Origin of the sequence: Thauera sp. JM12B12 (genome assembly GCF_039614725.1) — a bacterium.
Taxonomy (GTDB): Bacteria; Pseudomonadota; Gammaproteobacteria; order Burkholderiales; family Rhodocyclaceae; genus Thauera.
On sequence record NZ_CP154859.1, the window covers coordinates 748,627 to 768,403 of the forward strand.

12 protein-coding genes are annotated in these 19,777 nt (G+C 67.7%); 9 read left to right on the forward strand and 3 right to left on the reverse strand.

The window, feature by feature from the left end; all coding sequences use genetic code 11:
* Nucleotides 1–34: 34 nt before the first annotated feature.
* Nucleotides 35–976, forward strand: a complete 942-nt coding sequence (gene cysB / locus AAG895_RS03315) for an HTH-type transcriptional regulator CysB (RefSeq protein ID WP_345794145.1) — start codon at nucleotides 35–37, stop codon at nucleotides 974–976.
* Between the two features lie 117 nt (nucleotides 977–1,093).
* On the opposite strand, the gene AAG895_RS03320 is transcribed toward cysB, so the two are convergent.
* Genes AAG895_RS03320 through AAG895_RS03330 form a run of 3 tightly spaced genes read right to left on the reverse strand, consistent with a single transcriptional unit; the run spans nucleotide 1,094 to nucleotide 5,788 of the window.
* The gene (locus AAG895_RS03320) at nucleotides 1,094–2,116 is read right to left on the reverse strand and encodes an asparaginase (protein ID WP_345794146.1); all 1,023 of its coding nucleotides are present in this window, start codon (nucleotides 2,114–2,116) and stop codon (nucleotides 1,094–1,096) included.
* 28 nt (nucleotides 2,117–2,144) lie between these two features.
* Nucleotides 2,145–3,893, reverse strand: coding sequence for a cation:proton antiporter (locus tag AAG895_RS03325; protein ID WP_345794147.1), 1,749 nt, complete (start codon nucleotides 3,891–3,893; stop codon nucleotides 2,145–2,147).
* A gap of 32 nt (nucleotides 3,894–3,925) precedes the next feature.
* Nucleotides 3,926–5,788 carry an ABC transporter ATP-binding protein/permease gene (locus AAG895_RS03330; RefSeq protein ID WP_345794148.1) on the reverse strand — a complete coding sequence of 621 codons (1,863 nt, stop codon included), beginning with the start codon at nucleotides 5,786–5,788 and terminating at the stop codon, nucleotides 3,926–3,928.
* Between the two features lie 564 nt (nucleotides 5,789–6,352).
* On the opposite strand from AAG895_RS03330, the gene AAG895_RS03335 reads away from it, so the two are divergent.
* From AAG895_RS03335 to AAG895_RS03370, 8 genes are all read left to right on the forward strand, one after another.
* Complete coding sequence (locus tag AAG895_RS03335; protein ID WP_345794149.1) at nucleotides 6,353–8,254, forward strand: DUF1302 domain-containing protein; 1,902 nt, start codon at nucleotides 6,353–6,355, stop codon at nucleotides 8,252–8,254.
* Between the two features lie 29 nt (nucleotides 8,255–8,283).
* Nucleotides 8,284–9,615 carry a DUF1329 domain-containing protein gene (locus AAG895_RS03340; RefSeq protein WP_345794150.1) on the forward strand — a complete coding sequence of 444 codons (1,332 nt, stop codon included), beginning with the start codon at nucleotides 8,284–8,286 and terminating at the stop codon, nucleotides 9,613–9,615.
* Nucleotides 9,616–9,758: 143 nt separating this feature from the next.
* A complete protein-coding gene (locus AAG895_RS03345) occupies nucleotides 9,759–10,733 on the forward strand; it encodes a YCF48-related protein (RefSeq protein WP_345794151.1) in 975 nt (324 codons plus the stop codon).
* Complete coding sequence (locus tag AAG895_RS03350; RefSeq protein ID WP_345794152.1) at nucleotides 10,733–13,072, forward strand: efflux RND transporter permease subunit; 2,340 nt, start codon at nucleotides 10,733–10,735, stop codon at nucleotides 13,070–13,072. Before AAG895_RS03345 ends, AAG895_RS03350 begins: the two co-directional genes overlap by 1 nt.
* Nucleotides 13,073–13,209: 137 nt before the next feature.
* Nucleotides 13,210–13,908 (forward strand): TetR/AcrR family transcriptional regulator, encoded by a 699-nt coding sequence (locus AAG895_RS03355; RefSeq protein ID WP_345794153.1) that lies wholly within the window; start codon nucleotides 13,210–13,212, stop codon nucleotides 13,906–13,908.
* A 63-nt stretch (nucleotides 13,909–13,971) separates the two neighbouring features.
* Nucleotides 13,972–16,458 (forward strand): acyl-CoA dehydrogenase, encoded by a 2,487-nt coding sequence (locus AAG895_RS03360; RefSeq protein WP_345794154.1) that lies wholly within the window; start codon nucleotides 13,972–13,974, stop codon nucleotides 16,456–16,458.
* Nucleotides 16,455–17,738 carry an acetyl-CoA C-acetyltransferase gene (locus tag AAG895_RS03365; protein WP_345794155.1) on the forward strand — a complete coding sequence of 428 codons (1,284 nt, stop codon included), beginning with the start codon at nucleotides 16,455–16,457 and terminating at the stop codon, nucleotides 17,736–17,738. Before AAG895_RS03360 ends, AAG895_RS03365 begins: the two co-directional genes overlap by 4 nt.
* Nucleotides 17,735–19,774, forward strand: a complete 2,040-nt coding sequence (locus tag AAG895_RS03370; RefSeq protein WP_345794156.1) for a 3-hydroxyacyl-CoA dehydrogenase NAD-binding domain-containing protein — start codon at nucleotides 17,735–17,737, stop codon at nucleotides 19,772–19,774. The genes AAG895_RS03365 and AAG895_RS03370 overlap by 4 nt, the downstream gene beginning before the upstream one ends.
* The last annotated feature ends 3 nt before the right edge of the window (nucleotides 19,775–19,777 follow it).

Sequence of the window (19,777 nt, forward strand, 5' to 3'; positions counted from 1 at the left end):
GACTTTAAGAACTCGTTGTTATATGTGAGCGATCATGAACCTCCAGCAACTGCGTTACGTGCATGAAGTCGCCCGTCGCGGGCTCAACGTGTCCGAGGCCGCTGATGCGCTGTTCACCTCGCAGCCCGGGGTCTCCAAGCAGATCCGCCTGCTCGAGTCCGAGCTCGGCATCGAGATCTTCACCCGCCACGGCAAGCGTCTGGTCGCCGTCACCGAGCCCGGCCAGGCCGTGCTGGCGATCGCCGAGCGTGTGCTGCGCGACCTCGACAACCTGCAGCAGGTGGGCGACGAGTTCGCCAACGAGGCGGTCGGCAGCCTGTCGATCGCCACCACCCACACCCAGGCGCGCTACGTGCTGCCCGACGTGATCCGCCGCTTCATGCAGCGCTACCCGCAGGTCAAGCTCGAACTGCACCAGGGCAATCCGCGCCAGGTGTGCGACATGGTGCTCGACGGCACCGCCGACATCGCGATCGCCACCGAGGCCATCGCCGAGTATGACGACCTGGTGATGCTGCCCTGCTACCAGTGGAACCGCTGCGTGGTCGCCACTCCGCGCCATCCCATCCTCAAGGCCTCGCCGCTCACGCTCGAGGAGATCGCGCGCTATCCCTTGATCACCTACGACGACGCCTTCACCGGTCGCGGCCAGATCAACAAGGCCTTCCTCGGCCGTGGCCTCAAGCCCCGGGTGGTGCTCTCGGCGATCGACTCGGACGTGATCAAGAAGTACGTCGAGATGGATCTCGGCATCGGCATCCTCGCGCGCATGGCCTACGACCCCGCCGAGGATCGCAAGCTCGGCATGATCGACGCGGCCCATCTGTTCGAATCGAGCACGACCCGGATCGGGCTGCGCAAGCGCGCCTGGCTGCGCGCCTATGTGTATGCCTTCATCGAGGGCTTCGCGCCGCATCTGTCGCGGCGCATGGTGGAGCTCGCGCTCGCCGGCGGCGGCACCGATCCGGGGCTGTGAGGTCGTCGGGCGCGCGCGGTCCGGTCCTCGTGGGAGCGGGCTCGCCCGCGAATGGTGCATTCCGGACCGCCGCCTTCGCGGGCAAGCCCGCTCCCACGGGCGGTCTCCAGGCCTTGATCAGCCGCGATCGAACCAGCGCCGCAGGCGCGCCCCGCGCAGGCCGGCGCCGAGGCCGGCGATCAGGCGCACGCGTGCCTTGAGCGGATCGAGCGCGCCGGCGTCGAGCCAGTTGGCGCGGGCGGCGTCGTGATGCCGCCGCACGCCGCCGCCGCAACGGCTGGCGAGCACCACCGGGACCGCGTTGGGCAATTCTTCCAGCGCGGGCCGCCAGGCCTCGGGCAGGCTGGCATTGCCGGGCAGGGCCAGCACCAGGCCGGCCGCCCCGGTGAGCAGCTGGGCGCGGGCGAGCGCACGCGCCACCGCCGACGCCAGCGCCGGCGAGCTGCCGGCGGCAATGGTGAGCAGCTCCACCGGGGGCAGCACCTGCAGGTCTTCCGGCAACGCGACGCGGCTGTAGCGCGAGGGCGCGAGCGCATGCAGCGCCGCGTCGCTGGCGAGCGTGGTCAGCGCCCCCTCGTGTGCGAACGCGTCCACCGCCGAGGGATGGCGCTTGGCCAGCGTCGCCGCGGGCAGGATGCGGTCGCCGATCACCGCGAGCACGCCGGCGCGCGCAGCCGCCGGGCGGCAGGCGAGCTCGACCGCCTGGTAGAGGTTGAGCGGGCCGTCGGCCGACAGCGCAGTGGCCGGGCGCATCGCCGCGGTCATCACCACCGGCTTGGTGGTGGCCACGGTGATGCCGAGGAAATAGGCGGTCTCCTCCAGCGTGTCGGTGCCGTGGGTGATGACGATGCCGTCGACCGCGGGGTCGTCGACCAGGGCCTGCACCCGGCGCGAGAGCACCAGCCAGTGCTGCGGCGTCATGTCCTTGCTGTCGATGCCGAAGAGCTGGCGGGCGTCGAGGCGGGCGAGCTCGGCCAGCTGTGGCACGGCGGCGAGCAGGGCCTCGGGGCCGAGCTGGCCGGCGGTGTAGTCGCGGGTGTCGGTGGCCGAGGCGGCGGTGCCGGCGATGGTGCCGCCGGTGGCCAGCAGCACGATGCGCGGCTTGTGCAGGATCTGGAGGGCGGTGCGCTGCGGGATCATGTCGGCGTGTGGGTTCGTGAGAGGGCGGTCAGGCGTGGCCGCTGTCGCGCAGCGCGACGATGCGGCGCTCGCGCTCCTGCTCGAGCAGGCGCAGGGCCGCATCGGGCGGCACGCCGAGCGTCTCCAGCACCCAGCCGGTGAGCTTGAGGCTGGATTCGAGGGGCTCCGGCACCACCACCGAGGCGCCCGCCTCGCGCAGCAGCAGCGCGTGCTTCTCGTCGCGCGCGCGGGCGATCACCCGCAGCATCGGCATCAGCCGGCGGATGCCCTGCACCGCGTGGATGGCGGCGGCGGTGTGGTCCATGGTCAGCACCACCGCGCGCGCCTGGTCGATGCGCAGCTTGCGCAGCAGCTCGGGCCGGCTGGCGTCGCCGAACACCAGCGGCACGCCGGCCTTGCGTTGGTGGGCGATGAGCTGGGCGTCGTTCTCGATGGCGACGAAGGCCACGCCCTGCTCGGCGAGCATCTGCCCGACCATCTGCCCGACGCGGCCATAGCCGGCGATGATGACGTGGCCGCCGAGCTCGCCGACCTCGGTGTCCTCCGGCGCGGGCGGCGCGGCGCGGCGGTCGATGCCGTCGCCCAGGCTCTGGCCGAGGCGGGCGACCACCGGGGCGACCAGCATCGACACGCCGACCACGATCAGCATGAACTGGCCCACCTGACGTTCGAGCAGGCCGAGCGTGAGCGCCATGCCGATGACGATGAAGGCGAACTCGCCGCCCTGGCCGAGCAGCAGCCCGCCCTCGGCCGCGCGCCCCCACGACAGCCCGAAGCCGCGCAGCAGCGCGAACACGATCGCCGCCTTCATCGCCAGCAGGCCAACCACCGAGAGCGGAATCCACAGCGGCTCGGCGAGCAGCGCGCGCAGGTCGATGCCCATGCCCACCGACATGAAGAACAGGCCCATCAGCAGGCCCTTGAAGGGCTCGATGGTGATCTCGACCTCGTGGCGGAACTCGGTCTCGGCGATGATCAGGCCGGCGAGCAGCGCACCGAGCGCCATCGACAGTCCGGCATACCAGGTCAGCGCTGCCACGCCGAGGGTGGTCAGCAGGGTGAGCGCGGTGAAGGTGTCGGGCTGCCGGTCGACCGCGATCTGGTGGAACAGCGGCCGCACCACGCGGCGGCCGACCAGGTAGATCAGCACCACGGTCAGCACGCCCTTCACCACCGCGGAGCCGAGCAGGCTGGCGAAGCTGCCCTCGCCGGACGAGGCCCCCAGGATGCTGATCAGCACCAGCAGCGGCACCACCGCCAGGTCCTGGAACAGCAGGATCGCGAAGGTCGACTGGCCGAGCGGCGTGCCCAGCTCGCGGCGCTGGATCAGCAGCTGCATGACGATCGCGGTCGACGAGAAGGCCAGCACCACGCCGAGGATCACCGCCGCCTCGATGCCGTTGCCGAACCACAGCGCGAGTGCTCCGACCGCTGCCGCCGACAGCGCCACCTGCAGCCCGCCGAGGCCGAACACCAGGCGGCGCATCGACCACAGGCGCTCGACCGACATCTCGAGCCCGATCATGAACATCAGGAAGATCACCCCGAGCTCGGCGAGGAACTCGACGTCCTCCGGGCGGGCGAAGGTGAACCACGACAGCAGCGGCCAGCTCCCGGCGAGCGAGGCCAGGCCGTAGGGGCCGAGCAGCACGCCGACCGCCAGGAAGCCGAGCACCGGGTTGATGCGCAGCCGCGACAGCAGCGGCATCAGCACGCCGCTGAGGGCGAGGAAGAGGATGGTCTCCTTCAGGAAGGGAAAGCTGCCGTGGGCGTCCATGCAGGCGTGCTCGCTCGGAATATCCCTACAGTCTATGCCCGGGCGCCAGCCGCCGCGCCCCCGGCGCCGGCATCCTTGTGCCCGGCTTCGGGCGTCGCCGCGGCCTCTTCCTGCTGCTGAAGCAGCCACATCTGCGCGTAGGCGCCGCCCTGTGCGAGCAGCGTCGCATGCCGGCCGCGCTCGATGATGCGGCCCTTGTCGAGGACGATGATCTCGTCCGCGTCCATGACCGTGGACAGGCGGTGGGCGATGACGAGCGCGGTGCGGCCCTGCGCCGCGAGCTCGATCTGCGCCTGGATGGCCTTTTCGGTCCGCGAGTCGAGCGCCGAGGTGGCTTCGTCGAAGATCAGGATCGCCGGGTTCTTCAAGAGCGCGCGCGCGATTGCCACACGCTGCTTCTCGCCGCCCGAGAGCTTCAGCCCACGCTCGCCGACCCGCGTCTCGTAGCCCTCGGGCAGCTGGCGGATGAAGTCCTCGAGCTGCGCGGCGCGCGCGGCGGCTTCGACCTCGTCGCGGCTGGCGCCGGGGCGGCCGTACTGGATGTTGTAGAGCAGCGTGTCGTTGAACAGCACCGTGTCCTGCGGGACGATGCCGATCGCTGCGCGCAGGCTGTCCTGGGTGAGGCTGCGCAGGTCGTGGCCATTGATGCGGATCGCGCCGCCCTGTACGTCGTAGAAGCGATACAGCAGGCGGGCGAGCGTCGACTTGCCCGAGCCGGAGTGGCCGACCACCGCCACCGTGCTGCCGGCCGGGATGTCGAAATCGACGTCGAAGAGGATCGGGCGCTTGGCGTCGTAGGCGAAGCTGACGTGCTCGAAGCGCACGCTCGCCGGGCCGGCGGGCAGGGCGCGGGCGTCGGGCGCGTCGGCGATCTCGCGCTGGGTGTGCATGAGGCCGAACATGCGCTCGATGTCGGTGAGCGCCTGGCGGATCTCGCGATAGAGCACGCCGAGGAAGTTGAGCGGGATGTAAAGCTGGATCATGAACGCGTTGACCAGCACGATGTCGCCGATCGTCATCTCGCCGCTCGCCACCCGGATCGCCGCCTGCCACATCATCGCCGTCACCGCGACCGCGATGATCGCCGCCTGGCCGACGTTGAGCGCCGACAGCGAGTACTGGTTGGTGACCTGGGCCTTGGTCCACTTCTGCAGCTGCTCGTCGTAGCGCCGGGCCTCGAATTCCTCGTTGTTGAAGTATTTGACGGTCTCGTAGTTGATCAGGCTGTCGATCGCGCGCGCGTTGGCGGCGGAGTCGAGCTCGTTGGCCTCGCGCCGCAGCGCGGTGCGCCAGTTCGTCACCTTGACGGTGAAGATGATGTAGATCGTCAGCGCGGAGAGCGTGATGAGCGCGAACACCGAGTCGTAACTGACCAGCAGGATGCTGATCACCATGCCGATCTCGATCAGCGTGGGCAGGATCGAATACAGCGTGTAGCTGATCAGCGAGCCGATCGAGCGCGTGCCACGTTCGATGTCGCGGGTGAGTCCGCCGGTCTGGCGTTCGAGGTGAAAGCGCAGCGACAGCGCGTGCAGGTGACGGAACACGCGCAGCGAGATCTCGCGCACCGCCTGCTGGGTCACGCGCGCGAACACCACCTCGCGCAGCTCGGTGAGCAGCGAGGTGGAAAAGCGCAGCACGCCATAGGCCAGCAGCAGCGCCGCGGGCACGACGATGAAAGCTTGCTCGGGCGTGATCGTGAGGCCGTCGATCAGGTGCTTGAAGATGATCGGCACCGACACGTTGGCGCCCTTGGCCGCCACCAGGCAGGCGAGCGCGAAGATCACCCGGCCCTTGTAGGCCCAGATGAAGGGGAACAGGCTCTTCAGCGTCTGCCAGTCGTGGCGATCGCCGGTGGCGGGAGCGGGCAGGGCGGAAGCGGGGGCGCGTCTCATGGGGTTTCCGTCGATGGAGCAGTCAGGCTGGAGCGTCGGGGCGAAGATGCTGCGCGGGGCCGGGGCGGTTCGGGCGGGCTGTGCGCTTGTGTGGCGCGCTGGCGTGCGGTGGAAGGCTTGCCGGCGGCCGAGGCGGTCCGCCGCGCGGGCGTTCGCGAAGCCCGGATTCTGTTGGTGCTGCACGATGGCGTCAAATTGCACACGCCGCCGGCAAAAAACGCATGCGGGCGCTTGACTTCCGACACGGACTTTGTAGGATTCAAACAAACGTTCGAATTAGTTATTTCGATGCATTCATTCGTCGGGCTCGGGGTTCCTCAGGAGCAACGCAGGCCGGACGGCGCTGGGGCGTAAGTGTTTTTCCGGACGAGACAGCTCGGACCCGGGACAGCATGCTTGACCCAGCGATAGCCAGAATACGCTGCGCCCAAGGCAGGTGCGGCGCGCGGATTTTCCGCACCCATAAGAATGCCCGCGTCGCCCCCGGCGGGCGCTTTGCTCTCGAGGAGGAGTCAAATGAGTCGGAGTCATGCCGTAGTACGTTCGCACCGCCCGGTCCTGGCGTTGAGCACCCTGGCCGTGTCGGTCGCCCTCGCCCTGATGGCATCGCCCAAGGCACAGGCCTTCGAATTCACCAGCGCCAGCGGCGAGGTGACGGGCAGTTTCGATACCACCTTGTCGATTGGCGGGTTGTGGCGGATGCAGGACCGGGACCGTTCGCTCGTCGGCATCACTAATGGCGGTACTGCGCGCTCGGTTAACGAGGATGATGGCAACCTCAATTACGACAAGGGCGACATGGTCTCGCTCGCCTTCAAGGCAACGCACGACCTTGAGCTCAACTACCACAACTACGGTGCCTTCGTGCGGGCCTCTTACTTCTACGATCATGCTGTAATGAACAAGAGCGGCTTGAGTGATGCCGCACGCAGTCAGACAGGTCGTGACGTTGAGTTGCTTGACGCTTATGTTCGTGGTCGCTTCGACGTCGGTGGGCGAGCGCTCAATGTTCGCCTGGGTAATCAGGTGGTCAACTGGGGGGAAAGTACGTTCATTCAGAACGGTATCAACGTGCTGAATCCAGTTAATGTCAGCCGGCTCAGGATTCCTGGTTCCGAGCTTCGTGAAGGTTTGATTCCCACGAATATGGTTTGGGCGTCTCAGGATCTGACCGATCGCTTGTCAGTTGAAGCAACCCTGATTCTTGAGTGGGAAAAAACCAAGATTGATCCGGCAGGAACCTTCTTCAGTAACAACGACTACCTCAGTCCGGGGGCAAACAACGTATTTGTTGGTTTTGGTCGCAGGAAGGATTTGGGAACGCTAGCTACTAATCCGGTGCCGCCAGTTGGGCCCTCGGCTGCTCTTTATCCCGTAACTGAAGCACTGGCTGGGCCGTTCGATCCTGAGGCGGCTGTCTGGGCGCCCCGCGGTCCGGATCGTAAGGCTAGAGATGGCGGGCAGTTCGGCATTGCGGCGCGTTATTTCGCAGATCACCTAAATAACACCGAGTTCGGTCTTTATCACATTCGCTATCACAGTCGAGTGCCCTTTGCCTCCGGTGTAAAAGGAGAGCCAACGACCGCTTTGACTGGTACAGGGACTGTCGTTCCTGTTCCTGTTCCCGGAGTTGGTGTTGTGAATTTGCCGCTTGATCAGGTGTTGTCGCAACGAGGCACTGCTCGCTATTTTGCAGACTATCCGGAAGACATTCGTCTCTGGGGTATTAGTTTCAATACGCCTGGCCCTGCAGGGATTGCCTTGCAGGGCGAGTATTCATACCGTCCAAATCAGCCGCTCCAAATTGCCGCACCAGAGTTGTTGCTCGCAGCTCTTGGGCAGACGAACCAGATCCCGGGTACCGACACTATCCCGGTTGGCGGAGAGATCACTGGTTATCGCCGGGTGAAGATGCACCAGTTGCAGTTGAGTGCCACGAAAGCAGTTCCTCAACTGGCGGGTGCCGATCAGGTCGTCATGGTAGGCGAGGTGGGTTACACGAGGCTCAGCTTGCCGTCCGGCATCCCCTTCAATGTGTCTGGTGTCTATCTTCCGGCTCCGCGCTCGGCAACGCAGACTTCATTCGGTTCGACCCAGTCGTATTTCGCCACTGAGAGCTCATGGGGGTATCGGCTTGTCGCGCGGGCCGACTACACGAACATCCTTGCTGGAGGAACGGTTTCCCCACGCGTCGCGTTTGCTCATGATGTGAACGGACGTAGCCCCACTTTCAATGAGGGTGCGAAGGCTTTGACGTTTGGGGTAGGAGTCAACTACCGACAGAACTGGCAGGCAGATATCGCATATACCGCGTTCTTCGGGGGCAAGACGATTTCTGGTACGGATCCGAATCCAAATCCGGCTGCTGGCTTCCCCGCGGCGACCCAGAGCCCAAGCTATTCGAGCAGCACCAATCCCCTTAAGGACCGCGACTTCCTCTCGGTCAGCGTCAGCTATTCGTTCTGAGCACCACACCGGATCCGGAGACAAACGACATGCGCAAGACACTCACGATTCTCGGCGCGGCGCTCGCGGTGGCGCTGTCCGCGTCGGCCATGGCCGATGCGTCGCGGCTGGGCAAGGACCTGACGCCGATGGGCGCGGAGCGCGCCGGCAATGCGGCGGGCACGATCCCCGCTTGGGACGGCGGCCTCAAGGCCGCGCCCGCCGGGCATGAGGCCGGCGGGCATTACGCCGACCCCTTCGCCGCCGACAAGCCGCTGTTCACCATCGACGCCGCCAACCACGCCCAGCACGCCGACAAGCTCACCCCGGGCCAGGTCGAGATGCTCAAGACCTACGCCACGTGGAAGATGAACGTCTACCCCACGCGGCGCAGCGCGGCCTTCCCGCAGGGGCACTACGACCAGACCATCGCCAACGCCAGCCGCGCCAAGCTGGTCGATGGCGGGCGCACGATCGAGGGCACGACCGGCGGCATCCCGTTCCCGATTCCGCAGAACGGTGCCGAGGCGATCTGGAACCACCTCGCGCGCTACCGCGGCGAGGCCTACGCGATGAACTGGAGCCAGGCCGCGGTGACGCGCCAGGGCACCTACACGCCGGTGCGCTTCGAGTACCAGTACGACTTCCACTACGGCAGCCTGAGCAAGTCGCCGGAGCAGATCGAGCAGGGCAAGCTGTTCAACTTCCTGCAGACGGTGACGGCGCCCGCGCGCCTGGCGGGGCAGATCCTGCTGGTGCACGAGTTCCTCGACCGCCGCCAGGCGTGGACCTACAACCCCGGTCAGCGCCGCGTACGCTTGGCGCCCAACGTCGCCTACGACAACCCGGGCACCGCGGCCGACGGTCTGCGCACCAACGACGACTTCGACATGTACAACGGCGCCATCGACCGTTACGACTGGAAGCTGGTGGGCAAGAAGGAGATCTACGTCCCCTACAACGCCTACAAGCTGGTCGGCAACACCGTGAAGATGGCCGACGTGCTGCAGGCGGGCCACATGAATCCCGAGCTCACGCGCTACGAGCTGCACCGCGTGTGGGTGGTGGATGCCACGCTCAAGGACGGCACCAGCCACAGCTACAAGCGCCGCACGTTCTATCTGGACGAGGACTCGTGGTCGATCCTGGTGATCGACAAGTACGACGCGCGCGACCAGCTGTGGCGCGTGTCGGAGCTGCATTCAATCAACTGGTACGACATCCCGATGCTGTATCCGAGCCTCGAGGTGCACCACGACCTGCAGTCGGGCCGCTACATCGCGATGGGCCTGCGCAACGACGAAGCGCGCGTCTATCAGGCCATCGAGGCGCGTCCGGCCGACTTCACGCCCGCAGGCCTGCGCGGCGTCGGCACGCGCTGAAGCACCCGGCCCGGCGCCACGGTGTCGGGCCTGAAACGAAGCGGGGCGGGGGCGCTGGCCCCCGCATCCGCATCCGGAAAGATCTTCCGTCCCTCCTGCCCGGCCCTGCATTCCGGAGCCGCGCTGCATGCGAGCCTGTCCTCATGAATCGAGCCATCGGCGTCCTGTTCGTCGCCTTCGTGCTGGCCGCGATGGCGTATTCGTCCTCCGAGCGCAGCCTGCCGCCCATGCCGCCGACGCGTACGCTGATCGGCCACCTGCAGATGCTCGATGTGGCCGAGAACGCCGCGGGCCGCCTGGTGGCGGTGGGCGAGCGCGGCGGCATCTTCGTCTCCGATGACCGTGGTACGAGCTGGCGTGGCGCGAGCACGCCGTCCACCGCCACCCTCACCGCGGTGCGCTTCATCGATGGTCAGCGCGCGCTCGCGGTCGGCCACGACGCGGTGATCCTGCGCAGCGAGGACGGCGGCGACAGCTGGCAGCTCGTGCAGTCGGCGCCCGAGGCGGAAGAGCCCCTGCTCGGCCTGTGGGTGGATGCGTCCGGCAAGGGCTTTGCGGTCGGTGCCTATGGGCGCTTCCTGGTCACCGCAGATGGGGGCTCGAACTGGGAGGCGCGCGAGCTGGAGGCGAACGAGGAGGCTCTGCACCTCAACGCGGTGCTGGGGCTCGGTGACGAGCGCTTCCTGATCGCGGGCGAGGCCGGCACCCTGCTGCGTTCGGACGACGGGGGCGAGACCTGGCAGGCGCTGCAGTCGCCCTATGCCGGCTCCTTCTTCAGTGCGCTGCCGCTCGCCGATGGCGGTGCGCTCGTGTTCGGCATGCGCGGCCACGTGTTCCGTACCGAAGACGGCGGCGACAGCTGGGCCGGGATCGACACCGGCGTGCAGTCCTCGCTGTTCGGTGGCCGCGTGCTCGCCGACGGCCGGCTGGTGCTGGTGGGGCAGAGCGGTGTGGTGCTCGTGAGTGCCGACCAGGGGCGCAGCTTCGTCCAATTCGACGGACCGGACCGGCGGGTGCGCGCGGCGGTGGCGGAGATCGGCGGCGGCGAAATCCTGCTGGTGGGCGAGGAGGGCGTCGAGCGCATGGCCCTGCCGTCGGCGCCCGGGGAGAAGTCCTGATGCTGAAGCGCTTCGTCGAATTCCTTGGCCTCCTGCTGTTCAAGCGGCGCACGTTCTTCCTCGGCCTGTTCGTGGTGATGACCGTGCTGCTGGGCGCGTCGGCAAGCCGGCTGCAGGTCGATGCCGGGTTCGAGAAAATGATCCCGCTCGAACACGAATACATGAAGACCTTCATGGCCTACCGCAACACCTTCGGCGGCGCCAACCGCGTGCTGGTGGCGCTGCGCCAGCACGAGGGCGACATCTACAACGCCGAGTTCATGGGGAAGCTGAAGGCTGCCACCGACGAGATCTTCTTCATTCCCGGCGTGGATCGCGCCACGGTGACCTCGCTGTTCACGCCCAACGTGCGCTTCATCGAGGTGGTCGAGGCCGGCTTCGCGGGTGGCAATGTCATCCCGGCCGACTTCGAGGGCAGCGCCGAGGACCTCGAGACCGTGCGCCAGAACGTGCTCAAGTCCGGCCGCGTCGGCCGCCTGGTGTCGAACGACCATCGCGCGGCGATGATCAGCGCGGAACTCCTCGAGATCGACCCCAACACCGGCGCCCGCCTCGATTACCTGGCGGTGGCGAAGCAGCTCGAGGACCTGCGCGCGCGCTATGCCGGGGAGGGTCTGGACGTGCACATCATCGGCTTCGCGAAGGCGGTCGGCGACATCACCGACGGCGCGCGCGGCGTGCTGGTGTTCTTCCTGGTGGCGTTCGCGATCACCGCGGTGCTGCTGTTCCTTTACTCCGGCTCGGTCAAGCTCGCCGTGCTCACGCTGGTGTGCGCGATGGTGCCGGTGGTGTGGCTGATGGGGCTGCTGCCGCTGATCGGCTTCGGCATCGACCCGATGTCCATCCTGGTGCCCTTCCTGATCTTCGCGATCGGTGTCAGCCATGCGGTGCAGATGACCCACGCCTGGCGGCTGGAGGTGCTGCAGGGTGCGGGGCCGCTCACTGCCGCGCACGGTGCCTTCCTGCGCCTGATCCTGCCCGGGTCGATGGCGCTGACGACGACGGTGGTCGGCTTCCTGGTGATCATGCGCATCGAGATCGACATGGTGCGCGAGCTCGCGCTCACCGCCGGCCTCGGCGTCGGCCTGATCCTGATCACCAACATGCTGCTGCTGCCGGTGCTGCTGTCGTGGACCCGGCTGGATGCGGCCGCCATGCGGCGGACGATGGCGGCGGAGACCAAGGACCATTGGCTCTGGAAGCGATTGCGTACGCTGGCCGAACCCAGGCATGCCGCCGTGGTGCTGCTGATCACCGCGATATTGCTCGGTGCGGCGACCTGGAAGTCGCGCGACCTGCGGACCGGCGATCTCGGCCACGGCATCCCCGAGCTGCACGAGGACTCGCGCTACAACCTGGATGCGGCGGCGATCGTCGAGTCGTTCTCGATCGGGGTCGATGTGCTGTCGGTGATCGTGCAGACCACGGGTGTGGATGGCGCGTGCACGAACTTCGAGATCATGGACACGATCGACCGCTTCGAGACCACGATGCGTGGCGTCCATGGGGTACAGAGCGTGGTCGGCCTGCCCGGGGTGGCGAAGACGATCAACGCCGGCTGGAACGAAGGCAACCCGGCCTGGCGCGTGCTGTCGCGCAATCCGACCGTGCTCGCGCAATCGGTGACCCCGGTCGACACCAGCACCGGCCTGCTCAACACCGACTGCAGCGCGATGCAGGTGCTGATCTTCACCCGTGACCACGAGGGGCCTACGATCGCCCACATCATCGAGGAGGTGAAGGCCTTCCGTGCCGCCAATCGCAGCGACAAGCTCGACTTCCTGCTCGCCTCGGGCAACGTCGGCGTCATGGCGGCCACCAACGAGGCGGTGGACGCGGCCTCGACCGCCATCCTGATGCTGGTGTTCGGCGCGATCAGCCTGTTGTTCTTCCTCGAGTTCCGGTCATGGCGGGCGACGCTGTGCATCATCCTGCCGCTGATGATCGCGGCCGTGTTCTGCAACGCGCTGATGGCGCTGCTGGGGATCGGCCTCAAGGTGTCGACGCTGCCGGTGGTGGCGATTGCGGTCGGCATCGGCGTCGACTACGGCATCTACTTCTACGAGCGCATGGCGCACCGCTTCGAGCGCGGCGACAGCCTGCCCGACGCCTTCTACCAGGCGCTGAGCCAGCGTGGCACCGCGGTGATGTTCACCGCGACCACGATGGCGGTCGGCGTGGGCACGTGGATCTTCTCGGCGCTCAAGTTCCAGGCCGACATGGGGCTGGTGATGGCGCTGATGTTCGTCATCAACATGCTTGGCGCCCTGCTCCTGCTGCCCGCGCTGGCCGCATTGCTGCTGGGTGACCGACCGGCGGGCGGGCACAAGACGGATTGAGGCCACACTGCGGGCACGGGCCTGGATTCGCGAGCGAAAGCGCAAATCCAGGCATAAAAAATATTGACGCAAGCGGCTTTTTCCTTAGAATTCAAACATACGTTTGAATGAACTCGGCTTCATTCAGGAGATCGATCATGAGCAACGCAGGCGGTCGGGGCGGGCCCGAAACCCGAGGGCGCATCCTCGATGCGGCCGAGGTGCTGTTCGTGGAGCACGGGCTGGAAGCGACCTCGATGCGCATGATCACGGCGACCGCGGGCGTCAACCTGGCGGCAGTCAATTACCACTTCGGCAGCAAGGAGAACCTGATCCAGGAAGTCTTCCGGCGTCGTCTGGGCGAGCTCAACCAGCGCCGCCTCGTGGCGCTCGATCGTGTCGAGGAGGCGGCCCGCGTGGCTGGCGTGCGGATCAAGCCGTCGCAGGTGCTGGAGGCCTTTTTCGAGCCCTCGCTGCAGATGGCGACCGACGAGACCCACGGCGGGCGAATCTTCATGCAGCTCCTCGGGCGCACCTACACCGAGCCCAATGCCTTCGTCCGCAAGTTCCTGGCCGCCGAGTATGCCGACACCCTCGTGCGCTTTCTCGATGCCTTGTACGCCGCGCTGCCGGGTGTGTCGCGCGACGAAATCCTGTGGCGCTTCCACTTCATGATGGGCGCCACCTCGTATGCGATCGCCGGCACCGACGCGCTGCAACTCTTTGCCGGCAAGTTCGACGACGAGGACCCGGCGCGTCTCATCCCGCGCCTGATGTCCTTCCTGCTCGGCGGGCTGCGCGCGCCGCTGCCCGAGCTCGCGAGCGGGGCGGATGCTGCGCGGCCTGCCGAAGACTGAATCGGGGCCGCCTCGGTTCGCGGCCTGAATGCGGTTCCTGACCGAATCCGGAGACGACGAAAGATGATCTGGTTGCTACTGGTTTCCCTCCCTCCCTTGGCAGGTGCGCTCGCCTACGGGCGAGCGCCTCTTTTTGCCTGGCTCTGGGCGGGGCTGGCGTGGTTGCTGGTAATGGGTATCGCTGCCGGCTGGGGCGTGCTGCCGACGCTGTTCGCGATGCTCGTGTATGGCGCCGCGCTGGGGGTTTTCCTGGTCGAGTCGGTGCGCATGCAGCGTGTAACCACGCCGGTTTTCGCGATGTTCCGCGGTGCGCTGCCGACCATGTCGCAGACCGAGAAGGACGCGCTCGAAGCCGGCACGGTGTGGTGGGAGGGTGAGCTCTTCGCCGGCCAGCCGGACTGGAGCAAGCTGCAGGCCTTTCCGTGGCCAAAGCTCACGGCCGAGGAGCAGGCCTTCCTCGACGACGAGACCGACGAACTCTGCCGCCTCACGCATGACTGGGCGTGCACCCAGCACGGCGACATGCCGGCCGAGGTCTGGCAGTACATCAAGGCCAAGGGTTTCCTCGGCATGATCATCCCGAAGGAGTACGGTGGAAAGGGCTTCTCGGCCTATGCGCACTCCCAGGTCGTCACCAAGCTGTCCACGCGCTCGTCGGCGCCCGCGGTGAGCGTCATGGTGCCCAACTCGCTCGGTCCCGCGGAGTTGCTGTTGCACTACGGCACGCCCGAGCAGAAGCAGCATTACCTGCCACGGCTGGCGCGCGGAGACGAGATCCCGGCCTTCGCGCTGACCAGCCCGTGGGCGGGGTCGGACGCCGCCGCCATCCCCGACGCCGGCGTGGTGTGCAAGGGCTTGTGGCAGGGCGAGGAAGTGCTCGGCATGCGGATCAATTTCGACAAGCGCTACATCACGCTCGCCCCGGTGTGCACCGTGTTCGGCCTCGCCTTCCACCTCTACGACCCGGATCGGCTGCTCGGCGGCGAGGAGGTGCTCGGCATCACCTGCGCGCTGATCCCGCACGATCACCCGGGCGTCGACATCGGCCGCCGCCACTTCCCGCTCAATGCGGTGTGGATGAACGGCCCGGTGCGCGGCAAGGACGTATTCGTGCCGCTGGAGTTCATCATCGGTGGCCCGAAGATGGCCGGCCAGGGCTGGCGCATGCTTATGGAATGTCTGGCGGCCGGGCGCAGCATCTCGCTGCCCGGCTCCAACACCGGCATGCAGAAGATGGTGGCGCGCGCCGTCGGCGCCTATGCCCGCGTGCGCTACCAGTTCAAGACCGCGATCGGCCGTTTCGAGGGCGTGGAAGAGGCGCTCACCCGCATTGGCGCCAATACCTATCTGTCCGATGCCGCGCGCGTGATGACCGCCGGCGCGATCGACCTCGGCGAGAAGCCTTCGGTGGTGTCGGCGATCGTCAAGTACCACGTCACCGAGCGCGCCCGCCAGACGGTGAATGACGGCATGGACGTGATCGGCGGCAAGGGCATCTGCCTCGGCCCGCAGAACTTCCTCGGCCGCGCCTATCAGCAGATCCCGGTCGGCATCACGGTGGAAGGGGCCAACATCCTCACGCGCAGCCTGATCCTGTTCGGCCAGGGCGCGATCCGCTGCCATCCCTATGTCTTGAAAGAGATGTACGCCGCGCAGCAGGGCGACCTGCGCGCGTTCGACGAGGCGCTGTGGGGGCACGTCGGCTACACGGTCTCGAACGCGGCGCGCGCGACGATCATGGGTCTCACCGGTTCGCACTTCGTGAAGGTGCCGGAAAGCGTGGCGCCGGAAACCCGCCGCTACTACCAGCAGCTCACCCGCTTCTCGGCCGCCTTCGCCTTCATCGCCGACATCTCGATGGGCACCATGGGCGGCGCATTGAAGCGCAAGGAGAAGCTCTCCGCCCGCCTGGGCGACATCCTGTCGCTGATGTACCTCGCCACCGCCACGCTCAAGCGCTTCGAGGCCGAAGGCCGCCACGCCGCCGACGCGCCGCTGATGCACTGGGCGATCTGGGATTGCATGTTCCGCATCCAGCAGGCCTTCGAGGGCGTGATCGCCAACTTCCCGAACAAGCTTTTCGCCTTCGTGCTGCGCCGCGTGGTGGTCTTCCCGCTCGGGCGGCCCTATGTCGTGCCCTCCGACAAGCTCGGCCACCAGGTCGCGGAACTGCTGATCGAGCCGTCGCCGACGCGTGATCGCCTGACTTCGGACGTGTATCTGCCCGCCGATGTCGAGGAGCCGGTGGGCGCCCTCGAGGCCGCGCTCGCCGCGACCCTTGCTGCCGAGCCGGTCGAGGCCAGGCTCAGGGAGGCGCGTCGCGAGGGGCGCTTCGATCCGCAGGTGCTGGCCTCGGGCGACGTCGATGAGATCTGGCACCTTGCCCGCCACGCCGGCGTGATCAGCGAACAGGAATACGCCTTGATCGAGCGCCGCAACGCGCTGCGCGACAAGGTGATTCGCGTCGATGACTTCCCCTACGACCTCGGCCTCAAGGCTGCGGTGCAGGCCATGCCCGAGCGTTCGCCGGCGCAGCAGGAGGCTGCATGAGCGTGCCGGTCTTCATCGTCGATGGCGCGCGCACGCCCTTCCTGAAGGCGAAGAGCGCGCCTGGTCCCTTCACCGCTTCCGACCTCGCCACCGCGGCGGGCAGCGCGCTGCTGATGCGCCAGCCCTTCGCGCCCGAGCAGCTCGACGAGGTCATCCTCGGCTGCGCCAGCCCCTCGGCGGATGAGGTCAATATCGGCCGCGTGGTCGCGCTGCGCATGGGCTGCGGCAACAATGTGCCGGGGTGGACGGTGATGCGAAACTGCGCCTCCGGCATGCAGGCGATCGATTCCGCGATCGCCAACATCCAGCGCGGCCGCAGCGGGCTGGTCCTCGCCGGCGGTGTCGATGCGCTCTCGCATGCGCCGCTGCTGTTCTCCGAGAACATGGTGCGCTGGCTCGCCGGCTGGTACGCGGCGAAGACCACCGGGCAGAAACTGGCGATGCTCAGGACCTTCCGTCCCGGGCATCTCGCCCCGGTGATCGGCATCATGAAGGGGCTCACCGACCCGATCGTCGGCCAGCTGATGGGCCAGACCGCCGAGAACCTGGCGTGGAAGTTCGGCATCACGCGCGAGGACATGGACGGCTTCGCGGTCGAGAGCCACCGCCGCGTGTGCGCCGGCCAGGACGCCGGGCACTACGCCGACGAGATCGTGCCGCTGATCGATCGCGACGGCCAGGTGTATGCGGCCGACGACGGCGTGCGGCGCGAATCGTCGATGGCCAATCTCGCCAAGCTCAAACCCTTCTTCGACAGGAAGTACGGCCGCGTCACCCCGGGCAACAGCTCGCAGATCACCGATGGCGCGGCGTGGTTGGTGCTGGCCTCGGAACAGGCCGTCGCGCGTCACGGCCTGAGGCCGCTCGGCCGCATCGTCGACAGCCAGTGGGCGGGTCTCGCCCCCGATCAGATGGGCCTCGGACCGGTGCATGCGGCCATGCCCATCCTGCGACGCCATGGTCTTGCGCCCAATGATCTCGACGCCTGGGAACTCAACGAGGCCTTCGCCGCCCAGGTCATCGCCTGCCTGCGCGCCTTCGCCGACGACGACTACTGTCGCACGCACTTCGGCGTCGATGCGCCGGGCGCGCCCGAGGCCGAGCGCCTGAACGTGGACGGCGGCGCGGTCGCGCTCGGCCATCCGGTTGGCGCGAGCGGTGCGCGCATCGTCCTTCACCTGCTCAACGTGCTGCGCCGCAAGGGTGGTGGGCGCGGCCTGGCGACGATCTGCATCGGCGGCGGGCAGGGCGGAGCGATGCTGGTGGAGACGGTGCGATGATCGCGAACATGGAGCACGACTGGAAGCACTGGCGCCTGCGCCGTGAGGACTCCGGACTGGCCTGGCTGGATCTGGACAAGGCGGGGGCCAGCGCCAATGTGCTGTCGTCCGAGGTGATGAGCGAGTTTGCCCGCGTGCTCGAAGCGCTCGACGCCGCGCCGCCCAAGGCGCTGGTGATCGCCTCGGCCAAGCCGGCCGGCTTCATCGCCGGTGCCGACATCGAGGAGTTCTCGCGGCTGGATTCGGCGCTCGCCGCGCGCGCGCTGGTCGAGCGTGGCTGGAAGCTCTTCAACCGCCTCGCCGCGGTGTCCTACCCGACGCTGGCGCTGATCCGCGGCCATTGCATGGGTGGCGGCCTGGAGCTCGCGCTCGCCTGCCGGCACCGCATCGTGGTCGACGAGCCGGGCACCAAACTCGCGCTGCCCGAGGTCATGCTCGGCATCGTCCCCGGCTGGGGCGGCATGCTGCGCCTGCCCGCGCTGATCGGCCCGGCTGCGGCGCTCGACCTGATGCTGACCGGCAAGAGCGTCGATGCGAGGAAGGCGAAGCGCCTCGGCCTCGCCGACGACTGCGTGCCGGCGCGGGTGATGGCGTCCGCCGCACGCATCCTGGCGCTGTCCGGCGCGGCGAAGAAGCCCCTGCCGCTCAAGGAACGCGCGCTGCGCTGGGCGATGAACGGCCCCGCGCGCGCTCAGGTCGCCGACAAGGCGCGCGCCCAGGCCGCGCGCAAGGTCAGCCGCGCCAACTATCCGGCGCCGTTCGCCATCGTCGACATCTGGGAGAAGTACGGCGGCAACGCGCTCGACGTACCGGCGGGCGATGCGTCCTCGCTCGACGCCATATTCAGCTCGCCGACCGCCCGCAACCTGGTGCGCGTCTTCCACCTGCAGGAGCGCCTGAAGGCCTTCGGCAAGGACAGCGAGTTCGCGCCGCGCCATGTGCATGTGGTGGGCGCCGGCGTGATGGGCGGCGACATCGCCGCCGTGTGTGCGCTGCGCGGCATGACGGTGACGCTGCAGGATCAGTCGGTCGAGCGCATCGCGCCCGCCATCGCCCGCGCAGCCAAGCTCTTCGAACGCCGCCACAAGGGCGATGCCCGGCAGGTGCGCTTCACCCTCGACCGCCTGATCCCCGACCCGCAAGGCCAGGGCGTGGCGCGCGCCGACCTGATCATCGAGGCGATCTTCGAGAACCTCGAGGTCAAGCGCAGCCTGTTCGCCGACCTCGAGGCGCGCGCCCGGCCCGACGCAGTGCTCGCCACCAACACCTCCAGCCTGCGCCTGGAAGATATCGCCAGCGCACTGAAGGACCCGTCGCGCCTGGTCGGCATTCACTTCTTCAATCCGGTACCGATGCTGCCGCTGGTCGAGGTGGTGCAGGGCGAGACCACCGACGCCGAGGTGCTGCGCCGTGCCACCGGCTTCGTACGCCGCATCGACAAGCTACCGCTGCCGGTGAAGAGCGCGCCCGGGTTCCTCGTCAATGCGGTGCTTGGCCCCTACATGCTCGAGGCCCTGCGCTGCGTCGAGGAGGGTGTTGCGCCCGAGACGGTCGACGCTGCGCTGGTCGCCTTCGGCATGCCGATGGGGCCGGTCGAGCTGGTCGATACCGTGGGTCTGGACATCGCCGTGGCCGCGGGCAGGGCCCTGGCTGGCGAAGGTGCCGAGCCGCCGGCGCGGCTGCTGAAGCTGGTGGCCGAGGGCAAGCTGGGGCGCAAGAGCGGCGAGGGCTATTACCGCTGGGTCGAGGGCAAGGCGCTCAAGGGCGCAGACGAGGGCAGGGCGCCGGGCGGGCTGCTCGCCCGTCTGCTGAAGGGGGTGCCGGGCCGGCAAGGTCCGGCAGCGTCCCCGCCGATCCCGCCCGGACTGGCCGAACGCGTGCTTGCGCCGCTGCTGGCCGCCACGCAACGCTGCGTGGAGCAGGGGGTGGTGGCCGACGCGGATCTCGCCGATGCCGGGGTGATCTTCGGCGCGGGCTTCGCGCCGCACACCGGTGGGCCGCTGCATCACGCAGGCAGCCTCGCGCGCTATACCTGAAGC

Excerpts from the sequence above, each read along its gene's own strand:
- cysB (WP_345794145.1), top strand. The coding sequence starts at position 35 with ATGAACCTCCAGCAACTGCGTTACGTGCATGAAGTCGCCCGTCGCGGG.
- AAG895_RS03320 (WP_345794146.1), bottom strand. The coding sequence starts at position 2,116 with ATGATCCCGCAGCGCACCGCCCTCCAGATCCTGCACAAGCCGCGCATC.
- AAG895_RS03325 (WP_345794147.1), bottom strand. The coding sequence starts at position 3,893 with ATGGACGCCCACGGCAGCTTTCCCTTCCTGAAGGAGACCATCCTCTTC.
- AAG895_RS03330 (WP_345794148.1), bottom strand. The coding sequence starts at position 5,788 with ATGAGACGCGCCCCCGCTTCCGCCCTGCCCGCTCCCGCCACCGGCGAT.
- AAG895_RS03340 (WP_345794150.1), top strand. The coding sequence starts at position 8,284 with ATGCGCAAGACACTCACGATTCTCGGCGCGGCGCTCGCGGTGGCGCTG.
- AAG895_RS03345 (WP_345794151.1), top strand. The coding sequence starts at position 9,759 with ATGAATCGAGCCATCGGCGTCCTGTTCGTCGCCTTCGTGCTGGCCGCG.
- AAG895_RS03350 (WP_345794152.1), top strand. The coding sequence starts at position 10,733 with ATGCTGAAGCGCTTCGTCGAATTCCTTGGCCTCCTGCTGTTCAAGCGG.
- AAG895_RS03355 (WP_345794153.1), top strand. The coding sequence starts at position 13,210 with ATGAGCAACGCAGGCGGTCGGGGCGGGCCCGAAACCCGAGGGCGCATC.
- AAG895_RS03360 (WP_345794154.1), top strand. The coding sequence starts at position 13,972 with ATGATCTGGTTGCTACTGGTTTCCCTCCCTCCCTTGGCAGGTGCGCTC.
- AAG895_RS03365 (WP_345794155.1), top strand. The coding sequence starts at position 16,455 with ATGAGCGTGCCGGTCTTCATCGTCGATGGCGCGCGCACGCCCTTCCTG.
- AAG895_RS03370 (WP_345794156.1), top strand. The coding sequence starts at position 17,735 with ATGATCGCGAACATGGAGCACGACTGGAAGCACTGGCGCCTGCGCCGT.